Source organism: Nitrospiraceae bacterium, assembly GCA_020632595.1.
Lineage (GTDB): Bacteria > Nitrospirota > Nitrospiria > Nitrospirales > UBA8639 > Nitrospira_E.
On record JACKFF010000017.1, the window covers coordinates 1 to 25,587 of the forward strand.

Sequence of the window (25,587 nt, forward strand, 5' to 3'; positions counted from 1 at the left end):
TACTAATGTGTTTTGGCGGAATGCGAGTAGCGGTGAAGTCGCTGTTTGGCGGATGAATGGGCTGACTATTACATCGGTAGGTTTTCCTGGAAGTACTTCCACGGAATGGAAGATTAAGCAGGTGGGAGATATCAATGGTGATGGTGAAGGAGACATCCTTTGGCAGAACACCATAAGTGGAGTAGTGGGTATTTGGCTTATGAAGGAGGGAGCAATACAATCGTTCGGTTTTCTGGGTGGTGTTTCAGCCGAATGGGTGGTTAAGGGGGTCGGCGATATCAATGGGGATGGCAAAGCGGATGTGATCTGGCGCAATCCTGATAGTGGAATGGTGACTGTATGGTTTATGGATGGGTTGTCGATTCACTCAGTCGGCCTCCTTGGAGGTACTCCAAAAGTGTGGGAAATACAGCAAGTGGGTGATATCAATGCCGATGGGAGGGCAGACCTGGTTTGGCAGAATCGGACGAATGGCACAGTGGCGGTCTGGTTAATGAATGGACTGACCATTACCTCGGTAGGTTTTCCCGCAAGCACTTCGCTGGATTGGGAGATTCAATTACTTGGAGATGTAAATGGGGACAGTAAAGTGGATGTGATCTGGCGCAATAAAAAAACTGGAATGGTGTCGGTGTGGCTGATGAACGGGGCGACGACACCCTTGGCAGGTTTTATAGGAGGCATACCCCTCGAATGGGAAATTAGGCAGGTGAGTGATGCGGATGGAGATGGTAGGGGAGATGTTATCTTGCAAAATCGGACGAATGGCAAAGTGGCGGTGTGGCTGATGGATGGTTTGAAAATCGGTTCGGTGGGTTTTCCTGGCAGTACCCCGGTGAACTGGGAAATTCAAAAATAAAATGGGTGATTACAACATCACCAGTCTGGTCAGATTTCAAGTGATTGGTCGGGGTTACATGCAGGGGTGAACGATGACAAATCAGATACAAGGAAAGCTAGGGTGGGGAGGCCATTTCTTCATGGTATTTGGCGGAGTACTCCTGGGTATCACTCTATGCGGCCTGCCGGATATGGCGTTGTCCTCTGATCGGCAGATTCCGCTTCATCTCGATTCCGGACGAGTGACGGGTCAGTTGCACCAGGTAACTCTTCGCACAGTCCTTGGTCAGTTGCATAAAGAATTGGGACTAGATTATGTGGCACCGGATGCAGAATTGGAGAAAGTCATTTCGGTTAGGTTACAGAAAGAGCCTTTGCACAGGGCACTCTCGAAGATCCTGGTTCAGTGGGACTATGCCTTTACATTGAATGCGGCTGGGAATATCACCACGCTTCATGTGATGCCTAAAGTGGCACCAGAAGTGTCCCTATCGGATAAGAATGCTAAAGTCTGGGGACCGGGATCTTCCGGGCAGAAGACCAGTGCACTCCCAAAAAACGGGTTAGCAGGCCATGGGTTAGATCTGGAGCGTGAAAATCAGGTGAATAGGACTATGTCCAGACCTGAACGGCAATCTCATGGAGAAAAAAGGTCCGGTGGACAGGTGTTTGCCATAAGGAATGTTCCCATGGAGATTCGTCCAGCTGCACCTGGTGCTTCCATGCCAATTTCCCCACCCAGTAGTAGGGACATGCCGATAACTTCGGGAGGAAGTCGTGGGCGCGTGATGAAAATTATTCCTCCGACTGCGTATCCTCCTATGAGCATTCAACCCGTGCCGAAGCATATGCAACAAGAAATGCTTCTTCCCCTGAACCCATAAAATCATACGCTCTCCCCACTGTCCTGCCACGTATTGGCAGGACAGGCCCCTCTGAATTTATGAGAAAAAAAGGCAGAACTATTATGCAAGAGTATTAGCAGTGAATTCGGTATATTCAGGAAGTATTTTATACTGATTAAAGCGGACCCCACCTCCTTGCAAATTCGTATGGCTCGCAGCAGAGGCTGCTTTCTGTTCCTACCATCCCGATGTTCTGAACTTGAATATGTGGTCGCGTTGCTCTGGGCCTACTCCATTTTCCCCTGGGCCTGCTCACCTCCTCATCGGTATCCTCAGCTTTTCCCATTTGGAGTAGTTCTGCTGAACGTGGCATTTTGAACACTCCATCTTTTGATCCTGGGTTGGTATTAAAATACGTTGGGCTTATGCCCCTGGCAAGTCATGGGGAAATCTGTTTATGAGGAAAGAGGGAGACTTTGAGTACTCAGGGAATGATGCTCACGAGCAACATGGCAGAAGTCTGGCCGGATTGGGTTGGAGAAGAAGAGGTATGCATTTGCTGGTTGTGTGCGATTTTGAGGCTGAGGGTTTGTTGTCGATGGTTCAGATGTAAGTAGTCACGGACGTCTTTTTTGAATAACAGTGAAATGTCATAAATTTGAGGATTGGCCGGAGTATTAGTGCGTTGATTGAGAACATATTGTCCGAGAACGGAAACATGCAAGGAGTCATCCATAGCAAGATAGGAGTACCCAAGCTTAGCCGCAAGTGTGTCAGTACGAAGGGCATCAAATCGATTCAGATCCCGGGCGAATTCGACTCCCGGATTGAGCGTCGAAGTTGTAGAAACTCTCAAATTTGAACCAAGCTTGGCAAAGAATCGATCGTTTACCATAGTCCCGCGGGATTTGACTCGTCGAGTAAATCCCCACTGGGGCGCGAGATCTACCGGCTCTAATAAATTTAAAGTTCCCCTCATCTTGGTTCCGATTTCTTCCTCTGATGCATTCTCTACAAAATCACTTTGAGACGTTTTATAGTATGAAGACCAATCGCCTTTGCCCGCTCCGTATAGGAACGATAGATTCGCCGAGACGGATTCTGTGGTAATGGCATTGGAGAGAGGTCCTTCGGGTCGGGTGAAGATGTCTGTCTGTTGCCTGGCATATCCAAGGGATAGGCTGGGCCAATTGGGAGCGGCCAAGAGCAATGAAAATTTTTGCTGGGTAGCGATGGTCTGGGCACGGGCCAGATCTCCCTCCACATTACTGGTGAATCGGCTGAGTTCAATCTTGGGAGTGAGCATGGGAAGACTCCATTCCCACATCAGTTTTCCCCCTATCCGGTCATTGGGTGTGGTAAATGAAGTGTTCCCGGTTTCTTGCCCGGAGAAGCCATACTGAGCATGATACTTCATGCTGGCCGTGGTCCCCTTAATGACGATTTGAGCTCCCATGCGGTTGGTAAAGGGTGTGGCGGAGTTGTCCGTTACCAATGGGTCCCGATACACCATCTGGATTCCAGCTTGCAAAGCTTCCTGAAAAAGAGAAATGTCATTTGACGCTTCGTATAATCTGCTACCGCCTTGGTTCACCAGGGAAGGCATATCACGAGCGCCCTGAAGGTTGAACGGTTCACGTTTTTGGGTAAAGTTGAAACGAGTGAGAGCATATTCATCCTTGGGTTCAGTGCAGAGCGTGCTTGTTGAAAAGAACGGGGAGGAACGTCCTGAAGAGGAATAGATTAGAGAACCACATGCATTGGACGATGTGTCGGTTCGCAGGCCTAGCCGATCAACAAGCGGGATCGCATCCGCAGAAAAGGCGAGGCTGCCCACGAATGGGAGAAGTAAACATCCCAGAACCAACCAGAGAACAGTCCGCACCATCACCTGCCCCCTTCCTCATGATTTTTTCTCCTATTCCTTATCGGTAAGCAACACAGATGCCGTAGTGTAAAAAGGGCAAAAATTTCCTCTCTAATGGTTGAGTTGTGTCAAAAGAAAAGGAAAGGAATTGATCTCATTGCCAGTATTATTGAGGATTTCGACAATTCGGAAACTGGAAAATTATTCCTATCCGCAGAAAAACGTAGGGGAGCCTGGGGGCTTCCAGACACAGGTTCCCTGTGGTTTTATAGCCACAAAAAACTGGGGTGAAAAAGGGGCGATATGAAGTGGAAGTAGATAGGGGGCCAATCCCAAAATCGGTGAACCAATCGTCCTGATTGGCAAATCTTTAAAAAATCAAAAATCTGTATCCAAAAGTCACAAAAGATGCCCAAAACGATATAAATGACGTCTATGGCCACAAATTTTTCACTGAAGAATCTGTGCAGTCGGCATTTCAAAAGCCAATGGATTTGTATAAGCCTAAAGGGCAGAACATTCGATAGAGTCAGTTTTATGCCGTCGTTTGGACGAGAATTTAAGGGATTGGAAGTATAGGATACAACTTGGCATCAGAGATGTGGTTAGCCTATAGGTGTTCTTATGCGTGAACGAACGCTGCACGTTCAAAATGTCATGACGCCAAAAATGGATTTGGAGAAGGGAATAGTGGATCCTCATGGTTGCTACTTTTCATCTCAGCAAGTTTGGGCTTTTGGTCAGAATTTTGGGCATTATGAAACGTCTTGAAATTCCACAAGAATCAGGTCCCGTAATGATATTCAGTTTCTTAAGACTAAGGAGTATGCTTATCTTCATGGGAAGATATATATGTATATTTAACTCATCAACATCCATGAGTTCTTAAAGGAAAGGGTGTTAAAATGGAGGCATTGATGAACCGAAATCCGTATTTTTTATTCAGCGTAGGATTGGCGGTACTGTCGATAGGGGGAATGGCGGCCTTGCCTCAAGGAACTCTTGCAGCAGAAAAGACTCAATATGCCAAAGCCACATTTGCCGGAGGCTGCTTTTGGTGTATGGAAGAGGTGTATGAAAAAGTTGATGGGGTGGTATCTGTCGTCTCCGGGTATACGGGAGGACACCTGGCCAATCCAACATATGAACAAGTGTCGGCCGGAGGAACTGGGCATGCTGAAGCCGTTGAAGTGACTTACGATCCCACCAAGGTCACGTATCAACGTCTGTTGGAGGTGTTTTGGCATAATGTTGATCCTACGACGCCGAATGCCCAATTCTGTGATCATGGCAATCAATATCGAACGGCGATCTTCTACCATGACGAAAAACAAAAAATGTTAATCGACGAATCCAAGCAGGCAGTGGAGAATTCCAAATCATTTCCGCAACCAATCGTGACTGAGATTATTCCGTTTTCGGTTTTCTTCTCTGCCGAAGACTATCATCAGGATTTTTATAAAAAGAATCCCGTCCGGTACAAATTTTATAAATGGAATTGTGGACGTTCGCAGCGCTTGGAAGAGTTATGGGGAAAACCTTAATCCTTCTATAGGACCTACCACCCCTTTCTGGCATTTACTTTCTCGTGGTGGCTTTGTAGCGGTGGTCGGCTTCTTCTTGTTCTCCTGACCTTTCACAGCCGGCACATACCGTGTGAGCTTATCTGACATGATGCACGGTGCTGGAATCGGGCGATTTCTTTTTTCTTCCGCCTGCTCACGGGCTATAGGGGAGCAGGATGGGGCAGCCAGCGCCCCTTTTTTGATGGTTCTATTCTATAATGGAATTCTATGCCGAGGCACTGCAGCAAGTCTAAGAGTCCAATCTATTCCTGGTACCTATACTAGTGAGGTGTGCGAACAATTTTCGAAAATTTTGGCCCAATCTTTCCTGTCCGGAAAAAAGACAATCGTCGTGTTTATTCATTTAGCGTCCCTTCAGTAATGGTATTGCCCACAAGAATGAGCACTGCCCCATAACTGCATGAGCCTCTCTAGTGCCTTTTGGCTATTGGTTCGCGATTCTTTTAACTCCGTCATTAACAATTGACTGCATTATAACCGGCATCTTCAGTTGTAGTCTGATATATTCCTTCCACTGGATGAAGCCCAGATTGAAGGACTCCTGCCTTAACAACGGAAGTATGAAAGACTTTCTCAGTAGCCCGGAATGGAAAAAGGTAATTTTCTCTTTGTGTATGGGCCGGGTGATGTGTGTGTGGAGATTGCTGGGAGTGGTGCTCGTTCTTTCTATTTGGGGTTGTCAGATGCGAGAGGTGCAACCAACATTTAAGGATGAATGTGGGATTCTTCGTTCCAACGTTGATTGGTCCAATCGGATTAAGGTGTTGAATCTCTTAAGCCTGGCCTTTTCCCAAAAATGCGATGCCGCAGTCATTGAGTATACGGAACAAGCGCAAGCTGGATTTCGCGATAAGACTTTTTCTTTTTCTCGTGAAATGGCCGGAGTCTTTTTATCTGATGGGGTGCTTACGGATTATGTGTTGGAATCGTATGAGCGGGCATATTTAAGCGTTTTGCTTGCCGCGAGTTATCTGAGGACCGGACATGCCGAGGATGCAAAAGTGGAATTACGGCGGTTGGACCATGAACTATTCGCCCCTTTGTATAATTTTGGTGAAGACCCTGTCAATCTTGTGCTTTCCGCCGTGCTCTGGGAAGTCCTTGGTGAACCCGGAGATGCCAGAACCGATTGGTTCAGGCTGGCGGAGCCCACCAGTTCTTTTCTTCTGCATGTGCCTCCCGCTCTTCAATCGTTTGCTCAAAAGCAGGTGATCAGGCTGGATCAGGGTGCTCGTCCTACGTCCCGGTGGGTAGCCTATGGGGTGGGTCGTTTTCCTGAGGTCGATTGGGATTTTAAATTGTTTGGCGCCCCCAATGGATACTTTGTGATTCATCCCAAGCCACCTTTTCAGGAGTTATGTGTTTCTGAAACGGGCCTGCGTCTTTCAACGGAAAGTTGGTTTGCGAAAATCGCACACAGGCATGATCATGCATACCATCCCCTTTTGAACATTCAAAGTTGGATTCGTTTACCTGTCGGCGTGGTTTATGGATTAGTGCCGTTTTCTCTTGGAGTCGGGGTAGTTGTTGGTGGATGTGCAGGGGCAGCGTCACTTGGAGGAAGAGGCAGCGGTGATTTGTGTGCCTTGTCCATTCTGGGTGGCACGCAGCTAATGCAAGTTGCTCCCACAGTGTTTCAGAATACCGTACGGCCGGATTTACGTCATTGGGAACTGCTCCCTGCAGCGATTATTGTTACTCAGGAGTCTGATGTGGGCTCTGAGCCCTGTGATAGTCATCAGGCTCCGTTGCACCATTTGGTGACTCGTGCTTCTGTCCCGCCTTTAAGCTCCTAGAATTAGGTAGTTTCTTCATAACCATTTTTCTCCGACGGGAGATCGCCTCCTTCCGGGTTAGTGGTTCATGCCGGTTCAAATAAAATGGATTAGGGTGATATTTCTCTAATGGGTCATAGGGCTTACGGAAACGTTGCGGGTCAATGGTCTAAAGGGATATCGCTACCGAATGAAATAGTTTCTAAGGATTTTATCCATTTAGATACAAGGTGTATCGAAAAAGGAGATTGAGGGAATAGACAAGGATAAGTTGACAGATCGACAAAAAAGAATACGCGTTGAATGTTACCTAGGTTTTTTCTTCACCCCCTGTGTATGTCATACTGCATTATCTTGGGAATAGGTCTTGCTTTATGAAAGGAATACCTTATGACATACACACCACTGGAAGATGCTCGACTGTTTCCTTTAAGGCCAACCGGGTTAATTGGGTCTCTCCGACTTGGCCTGACCTTGTTGGCAATGGGGGTCATGATGATGGGGGCCAGCAAGGGGTGTGCAGATGCCAAGCCTCCGGAAACCCTCGCTCCGGCTCCACAAAGTATTGCGGTTTATGCTCTTTCGCGTGGGAAAGGCGTGCCTGATCAGGCCATCGAGATCCTAGCCCATTCTCGCACCCTTCTTAAGTCTGCCCAGGAACGTGGGGAGGTTCGACGGATAGTGGAGCAACGTATTGGAATAGAAGGGGAGACCAGGCTCTGCGCGGAATTTTCTGATGTGGAATCGGCTCATTCAATAATCGAGCAGATTCAGCAACTTGGCGAGGGGGTGGATTTGATCAATGTAAAAGTTGAGCCCTGTCCTCCATGATCAACTTCTCTTCTCCACGAATCTTTTTTGGGGTAGCCGGTATTTATTGGTTTCCCTGGTGCTCTTCTTGATCAGCAGGGAGGCTCATCATTACTTTCAAAGGAGTGGAATTATGAAAAATTGTCGATTTTTTCTCAATCAGACATTGACGGTGATAGGAATGGTTGTTGGATTGACCGCCTGTTCCCAACTTCATTCATCTCCTCCGCCAGCTGTTGACAGTGGGCCAAAAATTTCTCCGGACCAGGGCAGGCAAATTTTGGCGGATAACGCAAAACAGAAGCGGGACGAGTGGAAAACCAAAACCTTTGAGGAGTTTAAAGCCCAAACCTATAAGGAACCCTTTGAAGGTGGGAAATATATTGTGAACGGTGATACTCCCATTCTCAATGAAAAACTCCTACAGGAATTTTTTGAAACCCGAATAAAGGAGTCGACCAGCTCTCGCGAAGGGGTTCGAACGAAATTAACCGTTCATCAAGTCAATGGTCAGGACGCAGTGTGGAATTCTCTAGAAAAACGGCAACTGACCTACTGCGTGAGTAAAACATTTGGCGCAAACTATGAAAAAATGAAGTCCGACATGGAGGCGGCCGGAAATGCGTGGGAGGCGGTGGCTGCTGTTGATTTCATTTATGTGGGGGGAGAGGATGATGCTTGTACGGCGTCCAACCCGAATGTGGTTTTTGATGTACGGCCGGTCAACGTGAATGGCCAATATCTGGCTCGAGCCTTTTTCCCGAATGAACAGCGGTCTTCCCGAAATGTCTTGGTGGATAACAGTTCTTTTCAATTGGATCCAAATGGCAAGCTATCGTTACAGGGGATATTGCGACATGAATTAGGTCATACGATTGGATTCCGGCATGAACATACCCGCCCGGATTCGGGTACGTGTTTCGAAGATAGTAATTGGCGGCCGTTAACCAGTTACGATGCCTTCTCGGTCATGCATTATCCGCAATGTAACGGTAAAGGGGATTGGACCCTGACTCTAACCAACATCGATAAAAATGGGGCAGCGTGTTTGTATGGCCCTGCGCAGGGATTCACCATTGATACCTCAATTTGTCAGGGACCTGATGAACCGCCGGGACCCATAGCCTGCGGACCCAAAACGGAAACTTTTGTCGGGCAAAGTGTGGCCAAGAATGCGGAGCAAACCTATGGCCCCTTTATGGTGGTTCCAGGAACATTAGTGGAAGTGGTTATGCATGGAGAAGCTAATTCCGGTGATCCCGATCTCTATGTTCGGTTCAACCAGGATCCGACAACGACTGCCTATGATTGCCGTCCTTATCTCTCGGGTGCGGAAGAAAAGTGCGTCCTGGATGTGCCAACCAATGGGACTGCGGTCCATGTTAAAGTTCGGGGATATTCTAACGCGCATTTCAATCTGACCGTGACTCATACTCCTACACATTAATAGCTCAGCACATCTGATCAGGGCAGAGAGGATTTAGCCTCCCTGCCCTGATCCAGTTGAAAGGCTGGAGTGAGGACAGGTCACTGAGAAGTTGTTGATGAGAGATTAACGGTGTTAGGGTGAGGATTGAGCGCAGCGGAAGCCGATGTTCGCGGAACGTTCTTCTGGAATGGCCCCTCCACGGGTCGCTGCCCGCAACATGACCGGCCGACTTTTCCATGATCCCCCACGTACAACCTTATAGCGTCCCGATTTGGGACCAGGCGGATTCCTTGGTGGCATGATGGGGTAATAATCCGGTCCCAGCCAATCATTAACCCATTCCGCGATATTACCGGCCAGATGCAATATTTTATAAATACTTTGGCCATCCTCGAAACTATCTACCGTGGCAACCAGGGGAATTTCATGGACGTGGTATTGTCCGAAAACGGCTAAGTCCTCTGTCGGGTCCATTTCCCCCCACGGAAAGATGCGGCCAGACTCCCCTCTTGCCGCTTTCTCCCATTCGGCTTCCGATGGCAGTCTCTTGTTATGATATTCGCAAAATGTTTTGGCTTCTTCCCAAGTGATGTACAGGGCTGGCCAGGTAGCGAGTGCCTGATCAGGGATGAAATGCACACTAATGAGATGCCAAATGAGTCCCCGTAGTTCCTGAGAGACCGGCCTGTTGGTTGTAAGCAGAAATGCCAGGTATTCGCTTAAAGTGCCTTCATAGCGATCCATGAGAAATCTATCCACCCAAATATGGCGTTGAGGAAATTCCGTGTCGTCATAATGCATTTCAAGACTATGCCGAAGGTCGTCTCGACGATTGGTCCCCATCAAAAATACTCCTTCGGGAATGGCAACTTGTGGGGAGGGTTTGGCCAAGCTGGCGATATGGGCGATATGCTCATCAACTTCGTCGGGAGGTGGGTGAGTCTCTCCGATTGCCAAAAAGGAAAATCCCAGGAGAAACCCTAGGGAAAGGAAGGCAGTCAGCAAACGATAATGTGAGAGTCGAACAGCTGTGAGCGGCAGGAAGAATATGTGAAGCATGTTCTCTAGTTGTGTATGGGAAGTCAAACGAGGGCAGTCTACGTGAAGGGCACATTGGGAGCAAGCCGGAAATAGCCGGAGAGGCAACATGATAATAAAGCCTGGTCGATGATAAGATTCATAAATCGCCCCGTAAGGGGATTAAAGTAATCTGAAATTCTGCCTATGGTCACAACATATACCCGTGCGAAGTAAATCAGGTTGGCGCAGGGCATGCGTTATACGGGAATGCCAGGAATCGTAAGGCGAGGGGTGAAGACATGCACAGATGCCTGATCCACAGTATCCATGCGCATTTTGATGGCTTGGTAATATTGCGGGAGGCGCAGGTTTCAAGGCTCCTAACAAAAATGTATATCAGGGCTGATATGAAAAGGAGATTCCTGAAAGCGCGGGTGCTACGGTGGTTTTGAAATGTGCCTGCCTGATCTTTGTTGAATTTTGAAAATGAGGTTTTTGTATTTAACCCGTATTGCGTCCATCACCTGAGTATACCCTAGCCGGTAGGGATTGTGGCGCGTCTGTTTTCTTTTAAAGGGTCAAAGTTGGAGTTGGGTTTGTCATGGGCTTGTAAGAGAACAAATGACGGATCGGTCCAGGGCCCCAGACGGCATTAATATTTTCAATTCATCAGGGAAAGTTTGTACCCTGCAAAACCCGGAAAGTCCTGTGGGCTTAGCCTATTAGGACAAATTACTGATTTTCACGGACGAGTTTTTGGCGAGGATGTCTGAGCGTTGAAAGCACAGGCTGACCATTATGGTATTTGCGAGAGGAAGATGAATGCCGATATTTTTCATTCTGCTTTGCGCTTGGGCCGGCATGTCTGGTTAAAAATGTTCTGTGGCCTACTAATGGTAGGCACTCTATCCGCATGTATAGGAGACAGGTATCAGCAGCAGGCGAATATCATTAAAGGCCATGTGGAAATGTTCTATGGTCATTTACAATCACATCAAGTTGAGCAAGCCATATTTGAAAATGAACAGATCGAGGTACTTGCGCTAAGAAGTGAAGAGCGCCTGCTCCGTCGTGTAGGCCAGATGAGGCAGGGTGAGAAAACGCAGGAATGGAAAATTATTAAAACGGCCAAAGAAACGGCTGCGGAGAATTGGTTAGCTTTGGCTCGTTATTTTACGGAAACCCAACAGTACAACAAAGCTCTGAACATCTATCGACGGATTATTGAAACCTACCAAGGTTTGGCCAACCAATTGTATGTCGATCGTGCGAAAAGGGGCTTGCGGGACGTGGAAGCCATCCTGCATCCCGGAGCTCTGCCTGTAGCTCCTGAAAGGTAGTCTTAACGGCACTGAGTGTTCTTTTTAGTTTTCTTTTCTATGGACGGGAATATCAATTTTCCCAGCTTTAGGGGAAGAATAGAAAATTTTCTCTGAAATTTACCTATTCCAAGTTTTTATGAAGTCTAAGAATAAGGTGGATGGTTCCGAGAGGGCACAGGAGAGTGTCGGTTTATTGTGCATAAAAACTTTCTCCTTCCAGCGGTGGGCACCAGGCCTTTACCATTTGAACCTTCTGAATTGTGCAGGGGGAAAAACTGGTGCAATATATTTGAGGCGCGACAGCTGTCATGTGTGATCCCACTATAGATTCAGACGCAATCCCCTCCGGCCATGGAGCAATGCCAAAAGCCCACTCGCCATCCGGACTTTTCGTGTCTTCATAAAACACATTAAAGCCAATGTATCCTCTCCCGGATGTTGTGCAATAATCATTGTAGGGTGGTATGTGGATATCAACATGAAAAATATACCCGTCTTCCACCCAGGAGTCCCCAAACTCGATAGGTAGTTCATCCGCCAAGGCTGAGGGTAGCAGCCTCAAGGAACAAAAGATGGCCAGAAAAAGGCCGCAACTCAGGGTTAAATACTTCAACGATGCTAAGGCTTTCCTGTAAACAAAATGAAAGGATGATAAGGCGCGTCTATTCATTTGGATATCCCCTCAAGGTTGTATTCATGAATTGAACAAACATTTTCTATTCATCTGACCCATGCCGTGTTTGTCAGTTTTCCCTACTATACCGCTCATTTTTCGGATACCGTCAATACAGCAAAGGAGGGGAAAGGGTCGGAAGCTTTTTTTTAAAATACAAGTGAGAGAGAAAAAATAAATAGTGGAGGGATGTAATTTAGGAAGGTGGATCAGGTCAGATCCCAATCGAAAAGAGATTCGGATTTTCTCCAAAATGTTGCAAAGCTTTTGCGGTGACTTGTCGGCCTCGGGCTGTTCGGTCCAGATATCCAGATTGAAGCAGAAAAGGTTCGTATACATCTTCTAGTGTGGATTTTTCTTCCTGGACTGCTGCGGCTAGGGCGTCGATGCCAACGGGTCCCCCCCGAAACTTTCTGATTATGGTCAAGAGTATTTTGCGGTCCATTTCATCAAATCCTGCCTGATCGACTCCTAACCATTGTAAGGCTTCCTGTGCGACCGATCTCGTGATCCGTCCTTGGGCTTTAACTTCTGCAAAGTCACGCACACGTTTGATTAACCTATTAGCAATTCGGGGAGTCCCGCGAGCCCGGCCGGCAATTTCTCCTGCTCCTTCATCCTCAATGCGGACTCCGAGTAATCTAGCAGAGCGGGAAATGATGACCTTCAAGTCTTCAGGCAGATAAAAATCCAATCGATAAACAAGCCCAAAGCGCTCTCGCAGCGGAGAGGTGAGGGAGCCTGCACGTGTCGTGGCCCCAATGAGCGTAAAAGGCGGGAGATCTAATTTCATGGTGCGCAAGGAAGAGCCCTGTCCAATCACTAAATCAATTTGGTAATCCTCCATGGCGGGATACAATACCTCTTCGGCTGCGGGGGGCAAACGGTGAATTTCATCGATAAATAGAACATCCCGTGGCTGAAGATTTGCCAAAATGGCGGCTAGGTCGCCCGCGTGGGTAAGTACCAGCCCGGAGGTGGAGCGAATTGTGCCCCCCATTTCTTTGGCGATTATATGAGCGATGGTGGTTTTACCTAATCCGGGAGGCCCATAAAAAATGGCGTGGTCTAAGGCTTCTCCTCTACCAGTTGCCGCGTCAATGCAAACCCGAAGCGATTCTTTCATCCGCTCCTGGCCGATATACTCCGTTAAGCGTTGAGGTCTCAGAGTCCCCTCAAGGCTTTGTTCTTCTTCTATGAGGTGAGTGGTAAGAAGCCGGTCGTCCATATATGGAATCTGTCTAAACCGAACTGTATGAAGAACTGCATTCTTGGCGATGTTGGGAAAATAGAAGAGGGAGGAGAAATTCCTCTTTGGGGAAATGACTCAAAAAACTGAAAGCAGACTGGCAAGTGAGATCAATAAAGCTGTTGCTACAAACAGGTTTCCTAGAATCCTGAAAATAGATCCTGGCAGCCAAGACAGAATTCCACATTTACCTGCCGTTCGAGAAAATTCACGAGAAACCCTTGCTTTTCATATAAGAGTTTGGCACCCATCAGTGTTTCATTGGGGAAATCCTCTGGTCCCAGCAGATCGCGAATTTCTTTTGTGGATTTGGCCCCGAGGATGTGTCGGAAGATGCCACGGACTTTATGGGCAAAGCGATTATTTATAAATATGAGATCCACTTTCCCGTCTGTGATACGGACTCCTGCCATGGCACCAGTTGGATTTTCTTTGTCCCACAATAAAATAAATGTGCCCTCTTGCTCTGCCCGAACACCGGAAATTCTTGCTTCGACAAGGGCCTCCACGGCAGTGGCTTCAGGGTCCCCTAATTTCACTCGATAGAGTGAAATTTCTGCAGCATTTATTTCCTTCGCCTCTTCAATGCTGTTGCGAGTAAGTTCGTATTTGGCCGCCCATCCTGGTGGAGAAATTGACAAAAGACTCGTCAGAATAATAGTGGCAGTCAAGATACATGCTGCTTTCAAATTCTTCATGAAATTCCTCATCAATAAGGGGAATGAAAATAAGCTTGGGGAAAAAAGGATACGATTCCGTCTATTCAAAATAGATCCATGAAAACTGCAAGATTGTATCCGACCTTTTGTGTGAGGGTCAATTCCATTGGTCAAAGAGAAGCCACAGTCAAGGGGATTCGTATGATATACTCGGCTTCCATGAACAACTCTATCGTGATTAGGGGCGCTCGACAACATAATCTCAAGAATCTCGACCTGGAGATACCTCGGGATCAGTTAGTGGTCATTACAGGCTTAAGCGGATCAGGTAAGTCATCTTTGGCTTTTGATACGATTTATGCCGAAGGACAGCGTCGGTATGTCGAATCACTCTCCGCCTATGCCAGGCAATTCCTTGACCAAATGACGAAACCGGACGTGGATTCCATTGAGGGGCTTTCGCCTGCCATTTCCATCGAACAAAAGACGACGAGTCACAATCCGCGGTCCACGGTGGGGACAGTCACGGAGATCTACGATTATTTTCGTCTCTTATTTGCCAGAATCGGACAACCCTTTTGCTATCTTTGTGGGAATGCCATTGCGGCCCAAACGGTACAACAAATGGTGGATGCCATAATCGGGCTTCCTCTTGGCACCAAAATCCACATTTTGGCCCCCATTGTGCGAGGACGTAAAGGCGAATATCGCAAAGAATTATTGGCAGCTCGCAAAGCCGGATTTGTTCGGGCTCGTATTGATGGAGACATTCGGGATCTCGGGGAATCAATTAATTTACATAAACAACGAAAGCATACCATTGAAATTGTGGTTGATCGACTCATCGTCAAGCCAGAGACCGGGGTGACTCGGCGTTTGGCTGATTCGGTAGAAACGGCCCTCAAGATGGCGCAGGGTCTCGTTGGAGTGCTGACAGAAGATAATTCAGTCCGAGTCTATAGTGAACATCTGGCGTGTATTCAGTGTGGTGTCAGCTATACAGAAATTTCCCCAAGAATTTTTTCATTTAACAGCCCCCATGGTGCGTGTGATGGATGTGATGGAATTGGGTATGAAGCTTCCAGTCATTCTGAATGGGAGGAATGGACTTTCGATACCCCCTGTGTGGTGTGTGGCGGAGGTCGACTGAAGAAGGAAAGTCTTGCCATAAAAATTGGGGGGAAGTCTATTGCTGAGGTAACCCATCTGTCTGTGGGGAATATCTTGGCATTTATGGATGCGTTAATTCTCACCGATCGCGAACAGATGATTGGGCAGCGGGTGCTGAAAGAGATTCGTGAGAGGCTGGAGTTCTTGCTCAACGTCGGATTGGGCTATCTCACCCTGGATCGTCCTTCTGCCACTTTGTCTGGAGGGGAGGGTCAACGGATTCGATTAGCCACGCAAATCGGATCGGGATTGGTGGGCGTGCTGTATATCCTGGATGAACCCAGTATCGGGTTGCATCAGCGCGATCACCGACGGTTACTCCAAACATTGTTACGATTGCGAGATATGGGGAATTCCGTGGTGGTGGTTGAGCACGATGCCGAGACCATGCGTGCTGCCGACTATATATTGGATTTAGGGCCGGGAGCCGGCGTGGAAGGTGGGCAATTAGTTGCCCATGGTCCTCCCTCGGTGGTGATGGCTCATCCAGGCTCGCTGACCGGGCAATATCTCAATGGGAGCCGTCGCGTGTCCCTGACTCAACGTGCACGGGTGGCCAAAGGATTTTTGACCGTCGTGGGCGCGAAAAAACACAATCTTCAGCATGTAACTGTAAACTTTCCATTAGGTCTGTTGACCTGTGTTACCGGTGTGTCAGGTTCAGGGAAGAGCACCTTGGTCGTAGATGTGTTATTCCGATCTCTGGAGCAGGGTTTTTCCCGGAAAAAGCCGGTGTTTGAGGGGTGTCGGGACATACGTGGTCTTGAACAGCTGGATAAACTGATTGATATTGATCAATCCCCAATTGGACGGACTCCTCGTTCGAACCCCGCCACCTATATCGGCCTCTTTAGTTTCATTCGTGATCTCTTCGCGCAATTACCGGAGTCTCGAGTGCGAGGCTACAAGCCAGGCCGCTACAGTTTCAATGTCAAGGGTGGGCGATGTGAAGCTTGTCAGGGTGATGGCCTCATAAAAATTGAAATGCATTTTCTCCCGGATATTTATGTGACCTGTGAGGCCTGCAATGGTCAACGGTACAATCGCGAAACCTTGGATGTGACCTATAGGGGGCGAACAATTGCAGAAGTCTTAAACATGACAGTGGCTGAGGCTTTGGAATTTTTCGTGAACATTCCCCCGCTTCGCACCCGCCTGCAAACCTTGTCAAATGTGGGCCTCCATTACATTAAACTCGGGCAATCGGCGACGACCTTGTCCGGGGGGGAAGCCCAGCGTGTCAAGCTTTCCAAGGAGCTCTCGAAACGATCCACTGGTCGCACGCTCTATATTCTGGACGAACCGACGACGGGACTGCATTTTGTGGATATTCAACGGTTGCTGGATGTGCTCGACCGGTTAGTGGAAAACGGAAATACGGTCCTCGTGATTGAGCATAATATGGATGTGATTCAGAACGCGGATTGGGTAATTGATCTGGGGCCGGAAGGTGGAGATCAAGGAGGATGTGTGGTGGCGGAGGGCACACCGCAATCCGTGATGAAGGTCAAGGCATCGTGGACGGGGCAGGCGCTGCTGGAAGATGTTAAAAACCGGCCTTCCTGATGAAGGCTAGGGTTTTTTCTTGTAAACATTCAGCCCGATTTTTTCTTCTCGATCGGGTATCGAGACATTGCCTTCGGTTGAGGCAATGATCGTTGTTTTGCCCGATGAAGAAGGCCCGAAGTCCTTCGACAGGTCTATCCTAATCGTCAGCATCGTTCCGTTGACAGTCAATTCCACATTTTTCATGGTTGTATCCTCTCAGAAGTTCAGATCAGGTTGAAGGGTGCTGGCAGAATTGCTGCCCTATTCTGATAGGCCCGCGAGGACCAAGAGTGCTCCTGCGCCGACGATATAGGGTAGAACGCAGGTATAGAATACCGATTCAAAAGAAGAATATTTCCATGTGGAAGTAGGGCGTGACAAATGGTTCTTATAAATGAATTCATATGAAAAAATAAGCATACCAATGGTCAGAACAAGCACCCGGCTGGTTCGAGGCCACGTGTAGAGACCAACGAACAGATAGCTGGCTGTATGAAAACCACTAAATGCGCAGAGGATGGGGGCCAGAAAAAAATGGAGAAATGATGCTGAAAGTCGAGGAGAACCCATGGCTCGGGGGGGCGAAATCCCTGGATGCTCCATTATTTGACTTCGGCAGGCTCCGAAGGCGTGGACATGGAAGTTTGGGGGAAGGTTTGCTGGTCTGCACACGTTTTGCACACACGCGGGCGTCTTTTCAGATAGGAGACCTTACCGCTAGCCAGACAACTATAATGAACGAAATGTTCACAGATGCTGCAACGAGACCATCCTCCACGGAGCATGGTAAGGTTCCGGTACAGGCCTTCGTGACACACCCCGCACATTTCGGGTTCTATACCCAATAACAGGGGTTCCCAATCTCCAGCTCGATTTCGAATGCTCATAGAGGAAAAGTATACTGAGTAATTCGGATGAAAACAATGAAGAAAACTTTTGGGAACCGTTTCCTGATCCTATGTCCCTAGGTTTTAGGTTCACAATTTGACACTCCAAAAATCCATTTGATAGGGTCACCAACGATTCCATTCGTCCTTCCACGTCGTCTATTCGCTCCTTTGTGAACATTCAAGTCTATTTAGACCAACAGCGCCAACGGGTAGACCGGTTTTTGGAGGGGACCCTGCCTCTGTTATCGGCCAATCCCCAACGATTGTATGAGTCCATGCGGTATAGCCTACTGGGTGGAGGAAAGCGCATTCGTCCGATTTTGACCATTGCCGCTGCCCAAGCCCTGGGGTATGACCGTGACGCCATGTTGCCGTTCGCCGCTTCCTTGGAGTTCGTTCATACCTATTCCCTTATTCATGATGATCTTCCGGCCATGGATGACGATGACTATCGGCGAGGCCGGTTAACCAATCACAAAGTATATGGCGATGGCATGGCGATTTTGGCAGGTGATGCATTGTTAACGATGGCGTTTGAGTTATGCAGTCAAGTTGATGGCACAGAGGATTTTTCGGCCGCTCAACAGTTAGCCATTGTGCGCGAATTGGCAAGTGGTTCTGGACACCAGGGAATGGTGGGCGGACAGGTAATGGATATTCAGGCTGAAAATCAGGAGATTGATTTAGTTCACCTTCAGCAAATCCACACCTTTAAAACAGGGCGTCTGATTCGCGCCGCAGTCCGGATCGGCAGTATTATCGGAGAGGCCACGACCCAGCAAATGCAGTGTTTAACCGACTATTCCGAAGATATTGGTCTGGCGTTTCAGATTGCCGATGATGTGCTGGACATGGTGGGGACACGGGAGGAATTGGGAAAAGATGCAGGGACGGATGAAAGAAGAGGAAAGAGGACCTATCCTTCATTTTTTGGGGTTGAGGGAGCCAGGCAACTGGGAGAGGAATGTGTCCAGCGGGCGATAGCCCGACTGAATACTTTTGATAAACAGGCTGACCCCTTACGACACATTGCCACGTATATAATGGCGCGACGGTCTTGATCCTCTCTAATATGGCGCTGCGGCCTTCACGCGACCTTACACTGTTTCCCGCCTCTTCTCATTGACAACAGTTTTGTTGGTGCAGGTCATGCGGTAATGTTATTGAACGCATTGGCAAGGGCAGATTTTTATGAAAGTACTCATTACAGGGTCTTCGGGCTTCATCGGGGCTGCGGTGACAAGAGCGGTCGTTGCCAAAGGCGATGAGGTCCGCGTACTCATTCGGCCCACCAGTAATCCGAAAAATCTTGAAGGGTTACCCGTCGAAATTATTCAGGGAGATTTGCAGGACCCCGTGTCCCTCAAGAAAGCTGTTGCCGGCTGCGAAGGCCTTTATCACGTGGCGGCGCATTATGCGTTGTGGGATCAAGACCCTTCTATTTTTTATGCCATCAATGTCGAGGGAACTAAAAATTTATTCCGTGCAGCAAGGGAGTCAGGCGTTCAACGAATCGTTTATACCAGCACAATTGGTGCGATCGGGTTGCCTGATGAAGGAGGCCTTGGAAATGAAACCCTCTTTCCTTCCTTGGCCCAACTGGCAGGGGATTATAAGAGATCTAAATTTTTGGCCGAGCAGGAAGTCCTCCGCATGGCTCAAGAAGGGTTGCCGGTGGTTATTGTCAATCCAACGGCTCCCGTGGGAGTGCGAGACGTCAAGCCCACTCCAACTGGCCAAATTATTGTAGATTTTATGCGTGGCCGAATGTTGGCGTATATTGAGACCGGGATGAATTTGGTGGATGTTGAGGATGTGGCCGTAGGGCACGTCCGGGCGATGGAGCGCGGTCGGGTGGGTGAACGGTATATTCTGGGAAATCAGAATCTAACCCTGAAAGAAGTATGTCAGATCCTCAGTCGACTAACGGGAGTGCCTGCCCCGCGGCTTCAATTGCCTTGGAGGCTTGTCCTTCCCATGGCGCATGTGAATCAATGGATTGCCAATCTGGTGACCCATCGTCCACCCAGAATTCCTTTGGAAGGAGTGCGGATGGCCAAATATCACATGCACTATGATTGCACGAAGGCCCGCCAGGAACTGTCGCTTCCCCAAACCCCGGTGGAGACGGCACTTAAAAAAGCCGTACAGTGGTTTCGCCAGCACGGATACGGCTGATCTCTTCTCCGCAAGCTTTTCCCATCTCCATTACAAAGCCAAATTTGGGAATTTACTTGCACGCATTGGGACTCTCTAGCCTGGGGTTTTTTGTCTTTTTCAGGCCTGTGCGAGGCAAAACTCCCAATATGGGGAAGGACCAGCAGGTTTTTCGGCCTCATGCAGGCAATGACTTTCATTTGTGAATATGCCTCGATCCGGATCGGAGTCCCATATGGGGGATGTGCGGTCCTCGGATTCCTCTCTCGTTATAGGTATCGTTGGATGGAGCGTTGCCGAAACGCAACAGACTCCATTTCTCGTGAGGAGGTGAAATGGACATTGCTACTAGGTAATGGTCTCTAGTATGGCATCCTGGCCTTTATTAGCGGGGCTTCTGAATCAGGGAAGGCTAATGGGCATAGGGGATTGCTTTATATTTACCTCCTGTTCACCGTAGTTTTTCTCTCAATGTGGCGAGGATGGTCCAATTGGAAAATTGCCGAGTCTTGAGGCGGGAGGAAGAGGCATCCCCAGGAATTTTTGTCCCCATTGCGGGTCGGGTCGCTTGAGGCCACTACCGCAGGGCCGGTATGATGCAACCATGAAGGGATTTCTAATTCGATGCGGGATCACGGGGTTTGCGGTATTGTTGGCAAGTCAGATAATCCCTGGCATTGAAATTACAGGGATTGCGTCGGGGATCGCTGCCGTGGTCATTCTTGCATTTCTCAATTCCATCATCCGACCTGTGCTTTATCTACTTTCAGCCCCATTTATTTTCGTAACATTAGGGCTATTCATGGTTCTCATTAATGGATTCCTGCTCTATCTGGTATCAATTCTGGTGAAAGGATTTTTGGTCTCTGGATTTTGGCCAGCGGTGGGTGGCGCGATCATTATTAGTCTGGTTAGTGGAGTATTAAATTTCTGGATTTCCGAGCAAGGCCGAATAGAAATTGTCACGCATCCTTCATCGGGTCGAAAAATTCGCCATATAAATTAACGGGACAACTCCTTAAATATTTCATCCTGGTGTTGAGGAGAGGTTCAGGAATTTTTAGAGGGCCGGGAAAACCTTCTTCGTCCCTTAACCATCGGCATATCCGACAATTCATTGTACGCCCATATTCTGAGAGGAAACGCATGCATGTCCAATCGTCTTGAATCCACATTAGCTACCAAGCAACAAAGTACCCTTCAAAAGATTCTGACCTCCGTGGTCAATGAGGTCGGGATGGAAGCGGTCTTGGTCGCAATTATGACGCATGATGGTGGACCATTGGTCGAGCAGGTTTCCAGGGGTTTTTCTCCAAGAGAAGTCCGCGCGATTCTTCGTGCACTTTCAATGGAAGATATGAAAAATTTGGCCATTCGAAATGGGGCGAGCGGGGAACTGGAAAGCGTCCTCAGAATTCGAATGGTGACGCCCGGGAGCAAGGTGGCATTGGTTCTTCCCTTAAAATTTGGTGGCCGAGTGTACGGCACGCTGGTATTGGCCAGGAGAGAAAATTCCGCGCTGACCAAAAGAGAAAAGGCGACTCTCTCCACCAATGTCGCGCATATTTCCACGGAATTAAAGAAAGCGGGACTATTTGGTTCCTCACTGATATTGAGTAAGCCGGTAGTCAGCAATGAACCTTTGGCATCGGTTGTGGCTGGGGAAGAGGGGCCTGCTCCCGTGGCTCGAACCTATTCAAATGCAGAAGTCCAGGAGCGGATAGGGAGCATTTTGACAGAAGAAGTCGATGGGGAATTGTCTTTCGATCGTGGCTGGGTCAGCATTTATGACCCACTCGCCGCGACATTGGAAGTGTTGGGTGTATTCGGAACTCAAAAAAAGGATGTGAGCCCCGGGCAGCTTCTCTCTCTGGATGATTCAGCTTCCGGGTGGTCTGTTCGGCATCGAAAGCCTCGCTGTGACAATAATTTGGCTTCGACCCAAGGGCGTTTTCACGACTATAAACAGCTCTATCGTGATCGGTTTGCGTCGACTATTGTCGTTCCTTTTTACGTCAGGGGACGTGTGGCGGGTACGGTCACATTAGCGTCTAAAAATCCTAATAATTTCGATCAAATTGGGAGCGACTCGAAAAGCCTCGAGGCCATTACAACTAAATTGGTGGAATTGTTTGAAGACCCATCGTGTCATCTCTCCGTCATGGATGTTGCCCCGATTCAATCCGAACCACCTGCCCTCAAAGGGCAGGTGGTTATGGCTCAACCGGAGGGAGGGGATGTTCGTAAGGAAGAGCGACGTGCCGCACTGCATGAAGTGAGCTCGTTTCTGGCTACAGAAATCCGTGAACCTATTGGGTTTATCAGGGCTCAGTTAGAAGAAATTACGACCGATGCCGACCTTGATTTCGATTCGCAAACCCGTGTGGAAAATGCCATGCGGGATATGATTCGTATTGAAACGGTCTTAAATGAAATACTGGACTTTGCCAAACCATTGGAACTTGATCGAAAAATGTGCCGGGTTCAGGATTTATTGGATAAGGCTTTTTCGTTGGTTTCGACGGACATACGCGTCAATCGGATTGAGGTTCTCAAAAAAGTACCGGCTCGGTTGGCCCAAGTCAGGTGGGATGAAGTGAAAATGCAGCATGTATTCCTGTGCATTTTCAAAAATGCCATTGAAGCCATGTCTCCAGGAGGGCATTTGCGGGTGGAAGTCATGCTCACTAGAGCTCGAAAACCGGAACTTCAGATTATTATCGCCAATGATGGAGTGCCCATACCGGCCGAATTTGTGGATAAGGTGTTTGAACCCTATTTCACCACCAAGCGATCAGGGACCGGATTGGGTTTGGCGACCGTGAAAAAAGTCGTTGAGGAGCATCAGGGGCAGATCAGTATCGCGAGCGAGCCGGAAAAGGGAACGACCGTTACTATTCTCATGCCGGCTCCACGACCAAGAACCCCGTATCGGCCGCGCCGTCCAACTTGATTGAACCAAAGAAAGTACCGGAATCGGTGCCATTTCGAAATTTTCGCCATTTTGGTTGGGTAAGCTTGACACTACCGGCCAATCTGAATAAGATCGCCTTTTCTATTTGAATAAACTTGGCTACGTACATATTCAGACCATTTTCTATTGTTAACCAGTCATAACCAACAAAGGAGCGGTCTTATGAAAGGGATTGGAATTTTTCTTGGAACGGTGGGTGCTAGCACCTTCGCCCTATCAATGGCCTTTGCCAATCCAGGGTTGTTACCAGCTCACCCGGGGTATCCGGCTGCTGGGAAGTCTCCAGTGACCGGTCAGCCTACGGCTAATGATCCTGGCCAAACGAATGCAGGAGGAGAGACGAGTCTGTTGTCTTCTCAAGGATTTGGCAGCAAAGCGGCAAAGAATGATGTTAGTGACCCTAATCGGGCGCGGATCCAAAAGTCGGCTGGCGCCGGTCGCCTGCCTGAAGTTGAAGGTCCGCTCAACAAAATTACCCCGAATCCAGCCGGGGCCAAATCGACTGTTATTAAGTAATTTTCTTTTTGCAGTTTGAATATTCAGGAGAAGGGTGTCAGCAATGGCACCCTTTTTTTGTGACATATTTTCCCCTGCAGCATTTTTCATGATCTGCTCCTACCTCTCTGCATGCTTTTTTCACTCTCACCCTCAACACATTTAAGCCTGGACTTATACCTTGAATCGGATTGATACGGAGCTTGGAAAGGCCTTAAAAGCCAAAATTCGAACGCAAGGGCCAATGACCTTCAGGGACTTTATGGCTGCGGCCTTATATGATGAAACTATGGGGTTTTATGCAAAGGCACCAAAAATAGGGAGCCCGGATGGGCCGTTTGACACCAATGCAAGATTCCCGGCCTTCGGATATGCCATGGCCAAAGCCATCACGTATGCCGAGAAGGCGTTGGGATTTCACCTGCGGGTCTTGGAATTAGGTGGAGGAACAGGCCAGTTGGGAAACAACATTATTTCTTATCTTGAAAATGCTCATGAATACGTTGTTTTAGATCCAAGCCCTGGGTTGCGAGATAATCAAAAACAAAGAGGATTGCAGGCGATCCACAATATCGACTGTTTACCCCCAGGGCCGACATTTACGTTCGGGAACGAAGTGCTTGATGCGTTACCCGTTCATCGAGTAATGGGAATGGGCCATGAGGAAGTGTTGGAATTGTATGTGGATCTGGATGAGGATGGGGAGTTTTGTGAGCAACCGAGTCCTCTGTCAACTAGGGAATTAGCCGAGCGGTTGAGTGCCGATAGGGTGCAGCTTGGGCGAGGGCAAGTCGCAGAAATTTGTTTGGAGCTGAAACCATTCCTTAAAAGCATAGGGAGAGTTGTGGATCCAGGGTATGTAATTTTTATCGATTATGGTGATCGCGCCTCAAATTTATATTCACATCGGCATAGAAATGGGACTCTTCGTTCCTACTATCACCAGCAACAAGTGTATGACCCATTTTTCGCTGTGGGCCAACAAGACTTGACGACAGATGTGGATTATACGGCTGCTTGCTTCATCGCAGAGGAAGTTGGTTTTGAGGTAGCAGGGCCTATCCCACAAGGAACATGGCTGAGAAATCTCGGAATTCTGGATTATAAAGGGCAATCGGGTGTTAGGGAGTCTGATCAAGAAGAGATTGATATGCTCACCAGGCCGACCGGCCTGGGAAGTACTTTTGACATTCTCATATTCAAAACAAAGGGTCTCACTGATGGGCCAGGTCTACAGCCGGCTTCATAAAGGACCTGTCAAAATATCCACTAGCCTGCCAAATCTCACCATATTTTTCTTTGAACCGACATAGGCGAACGGGACTGTGGCGAGAGGTATGTCAAAAAAAAATAAATTTTTTTAAACGAGCATGGTGCCTAAATTTTAGTCAGTGTTTCAGTCACACACAAAATGTGTGTTTGCTCTTTTTTTTTATCACAAAATATTGTAGACTCCAAAAATTCATTCGATTTTCTCGTGATCTCCTTTCATTTTCCGCAATCATACACACCTAATTTAGTGGTGCTTTTCGAGATCTCACGTGGTGCGTGGCACGCGTGATGCACTGACTCACCTGTTAGGAAGAGTGGGAAGCAGGAGGCTTTCAAAGGAGGGAGAGTTATGAAGTGTGTACGATGTGATGGGCTTATGGTGGTTGATGATTGTCTGGACATTAAGGGCGCGATGGGGGAACTTTGGATTAAAGCGTATCGATGTATTATGTGCGGGAACCTTATGGACCCCGTCATTAATCATCATCGAACTGATGGTCCGGTTCAGGCGCAGGTTATTCCATTCCGGAAGCGACTACGAAGAGCTCCAAGGACTCCTGTTGCCCGATTGACGGCCTAAAAGGGCGGAAAAAAATTTTAAGAGGTCCGGTACGACTTGGGAGGAAATACTCTCTTAAGTACCGATTGGCTCCTGGCTCAGGATGAAGTTCTCGTGCTCCGCTGTGGCCAGGGCCTGGAAGGAATAAAATACATTCCCGGTTCTTCCGGCATTTTTGAATCGGTTGTGTTTTAATTAAATTTTTTTATTCACATGGCCTTGGTATAGTCCTTTTCTCGAACCGCTGCCAATTTTTCATCTGTGACTATTCTGTTATGACTGCTTGAGTTTGCCTGGTAATTCTTGCCTGAATTTTTTATTGGGCGTGCCCCCCATGGGGATGATGGGCAACCTTCAAGCCGGTATTCAGCTCTGCTTGCCTGTGCCCACCTTTTTGCGGGAGAGTTCCAGCCAGTCTGTAAATGTCATTTTTCCCCGGCTGGATGG

The 25,587-nt window shown here is 48.2% G+C and carries 20 protein-coding genes; 15 read left to right on the forward strand and 5 right to left on the reverse strand.

The genetic code is table 11. The annotated features are described in order from the left end of the window. Both H6750_19210 and H6750_19215 read left to right on the forward strand, forming a co-directional pair. The coding region (locus H6750_19210) for a VCBS repeat-containing protein (protein MCB9776438.1) at positions 1-859 on the forward strand (859 nt) is incomplete at its 5' end. 73 nt (positions 860-932) lie between these two features. Next, complete coding sequence (locus H6750_19215; protein MCB9776439.1) at positions 933-1,724, forward strand: hypothetical protein; 792 nt, start codon at positions 933-935, stop codon at positions 1,722-1,724. A 445-nt stretch (positions 1,725-2,169) separates the two neighbouring features. Here the strand turns inward: H6750_19215 and H6750_19220 are convergent, their stop codons facing one another. Continuing rightward, positions 2,170-3,573 (reverse strand): hypothetical protein, encoded by a 1,404-nt coding sequence (locus H6750_19220; protein ID MCB9776440.1) that lies wholly within the window; start codon positions 3,571-3,573, stop codon positions 2,170-2,172. Positions 3,574-4,457: 884 nt separating this feature from the next. Here H6750_19220 and msrA point away from each other — a divergent pair. From msrA to H6750_19240, 4 genes are all read left to right on the forward strand, one after another. Beyond that, positions 4,458-5,096 (forward strand): peptide-methionine (S)-S-oxide reductase MsrA, encoded by a 639-nt coding sequence (msrA, locus tag H6750_19225; GenBank protein MCB9776441.1) that lies wholly within the window; start codon positions 4,458-4,460, stop codon positions 5,094-5,096. 602 nt (positions 5,097-5,698) lie between these two features. Further along, positions 5,699-6,934, forward strand: a complete 1,236-nt coding sequence (locus H6750_19230) for a hypothetical protein (protein MCB9776442.1) — start codon at positions 5,699-5,701, stop codon at positions 6,932-6,934. A 369-nt stretch (positions 6,935-7,303) separates the two neighbouring features. Further along, positions 7,304-7,744: a hypothetical protein gene (locus H6750_19235; GenBank protein MCB9776443.1), complete on the forward strand. Its 441-nt coding sequence runs from the start codon at positions 7,304-7,306 to the stop codon at positions 7,742-7,744. A gap of 112 nt (positions 7,745-7,856) precedes the next feature. Next, on the forward strand, positions 7,857-9,170 hold the full coding sequence (locus H6750_19240) for a matrixin family metalloprotease (protein MCB9776444.1): 1,314 nt from the start codon (positions 7,857-7,859) through the stop codon (positions 9,168-9,170). A 114-nt stretch (positions 9,171-9,284) separates the two neighbouring features. Here the strand turns inward: H6750_19240 and H6750_19245 are convergent, their stop codons facing one another. Continuing rightward, the gene (locus H6750_19245; protein MCB9776445.1) at positions 9,285-10,211 is read right to left on the reverse strand and encodes an SUMF1/EgtB/PvdO family nonheme iron enzyme; all 927 of its coding nucleotides are present in this window, start codon (positions 10,209-10,211) and stop codon (positions 9,285-9,287) included. A 737-nt stretch (positions 10,212-10,948) separates the two neighbouring features. Here H6750_19245 and H6750_19250 point away from each other — a divergent pair. Further along, a complete protein-coding gene (locus H6750_19250; GenBank protein MCB9776446.1) occupies positions 10,949-11,512 on the forward strand; it encodes a hypothetical protein in 564 nt (187 codons plus the stop codon). Between the two features lie 869 nt (positions 11,513-12,381). On the opposite strand, the gene ruvB is transcribed toward H6750_19250, so the two are convergent. Together ruvB and H6750_19260 are read right to left on the reverse strand one after the other, a co-directional pair. Then, complete coding sequence (gene ruvB / locus H6750_19255) at positions 12,382-13,395, reverse strand: Holliday junction branch migration DNA helicase RuvB (protein ID MCB9776447.1); 1,014 nt, start codon at positions 13,393-13,395, stop codon at positions 12,382-12,384. Positions 13,396-13,556: 161 nt separating this feature from the next. After that, positions 13,557-14,114 carry a hypothetical protein gene (locus H6750_19260; protein ID MCB9776448.1) on the reverse strand — a complete coding sequence of 186 codons (558 nt, stop codon included), beginning with the start codon at positions 14,112-14,114 and terminating at the stop codon, positions 13,557-13,559. A gap of 180 nt (positions 14,115-14,294) precedes the next feature. On the opposite strand from H6750_19260, the gene uvrA reads away from it, so the two are divergent. Continuing rightward, positions 14,295-16,811, forward strand: coding sequence for an excinuclease ABC subunit UvrA (gene uvrA, locus H6750_19265; protein ID MCB9776449.1), 2,517 nt, complete (start codon positions 14,295-14,297; stop codon positions 16,809-16,811). A gap of 6 nt (positions 16,812-16,817) precedes the next feature. Here the strand turns inward: uvrA and H6750_19270 are convergent, their stop codons facing one another. After that, positions 16,818-16,997, reverse strand: a complete 180-nt coding sequence (locus H6750_19270) for a hypothetical protein (protein MCB9776450.1) — start codon at positions 16,995-16,997, stop codon at positions 16,818-16,820. Positions 16,998-17,853: 856 nt separating this feature from the next. On the opposite strand from H6750_19270, the gene H6750_19275 reads away from it, so the two are divergent. From H6750_19275 to H6750_19305, 7 genes are all read left to right on the forward strand, one after another. Continuing rightward, positions 17,854-18,744, forward strand: a complete 891-nt coding sequence (locus tag H6750_19275) for a polyprenyl synthetase family protein (GenBank protein ID MCB9776451.1) — start codon at positions 17,854-17,856, stop codon at positions 18,742-18,744. A gap of 130 nt (positions 18,745-18,874) precedes the next feature. Further along, entirely contained in the window at positions 18,875-19,861 is a 987-nt protein-coding gene (locus H6750_19280; protein ID MCB9776452.1) for an NAD-dependent epimerase/dehydratase family protein, read from the forward strand. 583 nt (positions 19,862-20,444) lie between these two features. Continuing rightward, the gene (locus H6750_19285) at positions 20,445-20,846 is read left to right on the forward strand and encodes a phage holin family protein (protein ID MCB9776453.1); all 402 of its coding nucleotides are present in this window, start codon (positions 20,445-20,447) and stop codon (positions 20,844-20,846) included. A 144-nt stretch (positions 20,847-20,990) separates the two neighbouring features. After that, complete coding sequence (locus H6750_19290) at positions 20,991-22,793, forward strand: GHKL domain-containing protein (protein ID MCB9776454.1); 1,803 nt, start codon at positions 20,991-20,993, stop codon at positions 22,791-22,793. A 183-nt stretch (positions 22,794-22,976) separates the two neighbouring features. Next, the gene (locus H6750_19295; protein MCB9776455.1) at positions 22,977-23,330 is read left to right on the forward strand and encodes a hypothetical protein; all 354 of its coding nucleotides are present in this window, start codon (positions 22,977-22,979) and stop codon (positions 23,328-23,330) included. Between the two features lie 160 nt (positions 23,331-23,490). Then, positions 23,491-24,558, forward strand: a complete 1,068-nt coding sequence (locus H6750_19300; protein ID MCB9776456.1) for an SAM-dependent methyltransferase — start codon at positions 23,491-23,493, stop codon at positions 24,556-24,558. Between the two features lie 372 nt (positions 24,559-24,930). Then, the gene (locus H6750_19305) at positions 24,931-25,161 is read left to right on the forward strand and encodes a hypothetical protein (protein ID MCB9776457.1); all 231 of its coding nucleotides are present in this window, start codon (positions 24,931-24,933) and stop codon (positions 25,159-25,161) included. Positions 25,162-25,587: the final 426 nt, after the last annotated feature.

What these genes read in the sequence shown, in the direction of transcription:
- H6750_19220 (MCB9776440.1), bottom strand. Translation starts at nt 3,573, where the DNA reads ATGGTGCGGACTGTTCTCTGGTTGGTTCTGGGATGTTTACTTCTCCCA.
- H6750_19230 (MCB9776442.1), top strand. Translation starts at nt 5,699, where the DNA reads ATGAAAGACTTTCTCAGTAGCCCGGAATGGAAAAAGGTAATTTTCTCT.
- H6750_19285 (MCB9776453.1), top strand. Translation starts at nt 20,445, where the DNA reads ATGAAGGGATTTCTAATTCGATGCGGGATCACGGGGTTTGCGGTATTG.
- msrA (MCB9776441.1), top strand. Translation starts at nt 4,458, where the DNA reads ATGGAGGCATTGATGAACCGAAATCCGTATTTTTTATTCAGCGTAGGA.
- H6750_19290 (MCB9776454.1), top strand. Translation starts at nt 20,991, where the DNA reads ATGTCCAATCGTCTTGAATCCACATTAGCTACCAAGCAACAAAGTACC.
- H6750_19240 (MCB9776444.1), top strand. Translation starts at nt 7,857, where the DNA reads ATGAAAAATTGTCGATTTTTTCTCAATCAGACATTGACGGTGATAGGA.
- H6750_19280 (MCB9776452.1), top strand. Translation starts at nt 18,875, where the DNA reads ATGAAAGTACTCATTACAGGGTCTTCGGGCTTCATCGGGGCTGCGGTG.
- H6750_19245 (MCB9776445.1), bottom strand. Translation starts at nt 10,211, where the DNA reads ATGCTTCACATATTCTTCCTGCCGCTCACAGCTGTTCGACTCTCACAT.
- uvrA (MCB9776449.1), top strand. Translation starts at nt 14,295, where the DNA reads ATGAACAACTCTATCGTGATTAGGGGCGCTCGACAACATAATCTCAAG.
- H6750_19305 (MCB9776457.1), top strand. Translation starts at nt 24,931, where the DNA reads ATGAAGTGTGTACGATGTGATGGGCTTATGGTGGTTGATGATTGTCTG.
- ruvB (MCB9776447.1), bottom strand. Translation starts at nt 13,395, where the DNA reads ATGGACGACCGGCTTCTTACCACTCACCTCATAGAAGAAGAACAAAGC.
- H6750_19295 (MCB9776455.1), top strand. Translation starts at nt 22,977, where the DNA reads ATGAAAGGGATTGGAATTTTTCTTGGAACGGTGGGTGCTAGCACCTTC.
- H6750_19260 (MCB9776448.1), bottom strand. Translation starts at nt 14,114, where the DNA reads ATGAAGAATTTGAAAGCAGCATGTATCTTGACTGCCACTATTATTCTG.
- H6750_19270 (MCB9776450.1), bottom strand. Translation starts at nt 16,997, where the DNA reads ATGAAAAATGTGGAATTGACTGTCAACGGAACGATGCTGACGATTAGG.
- H6750_19215 (MCB9776439.1), top strand. Translation starts at nt 933, where the DNA reads ATGACAAATCAGATACAAGGAAAGCTAGGGTGGGGAGGCCATTTCTTC.
- H6750_19235 (MCB9776443.1), top strand. Translation starts at nt 7,304, where the DNA reads ATGACATACACACCACTGGAAGATGCTCGACTGTTTCCTTTAAGGCCA.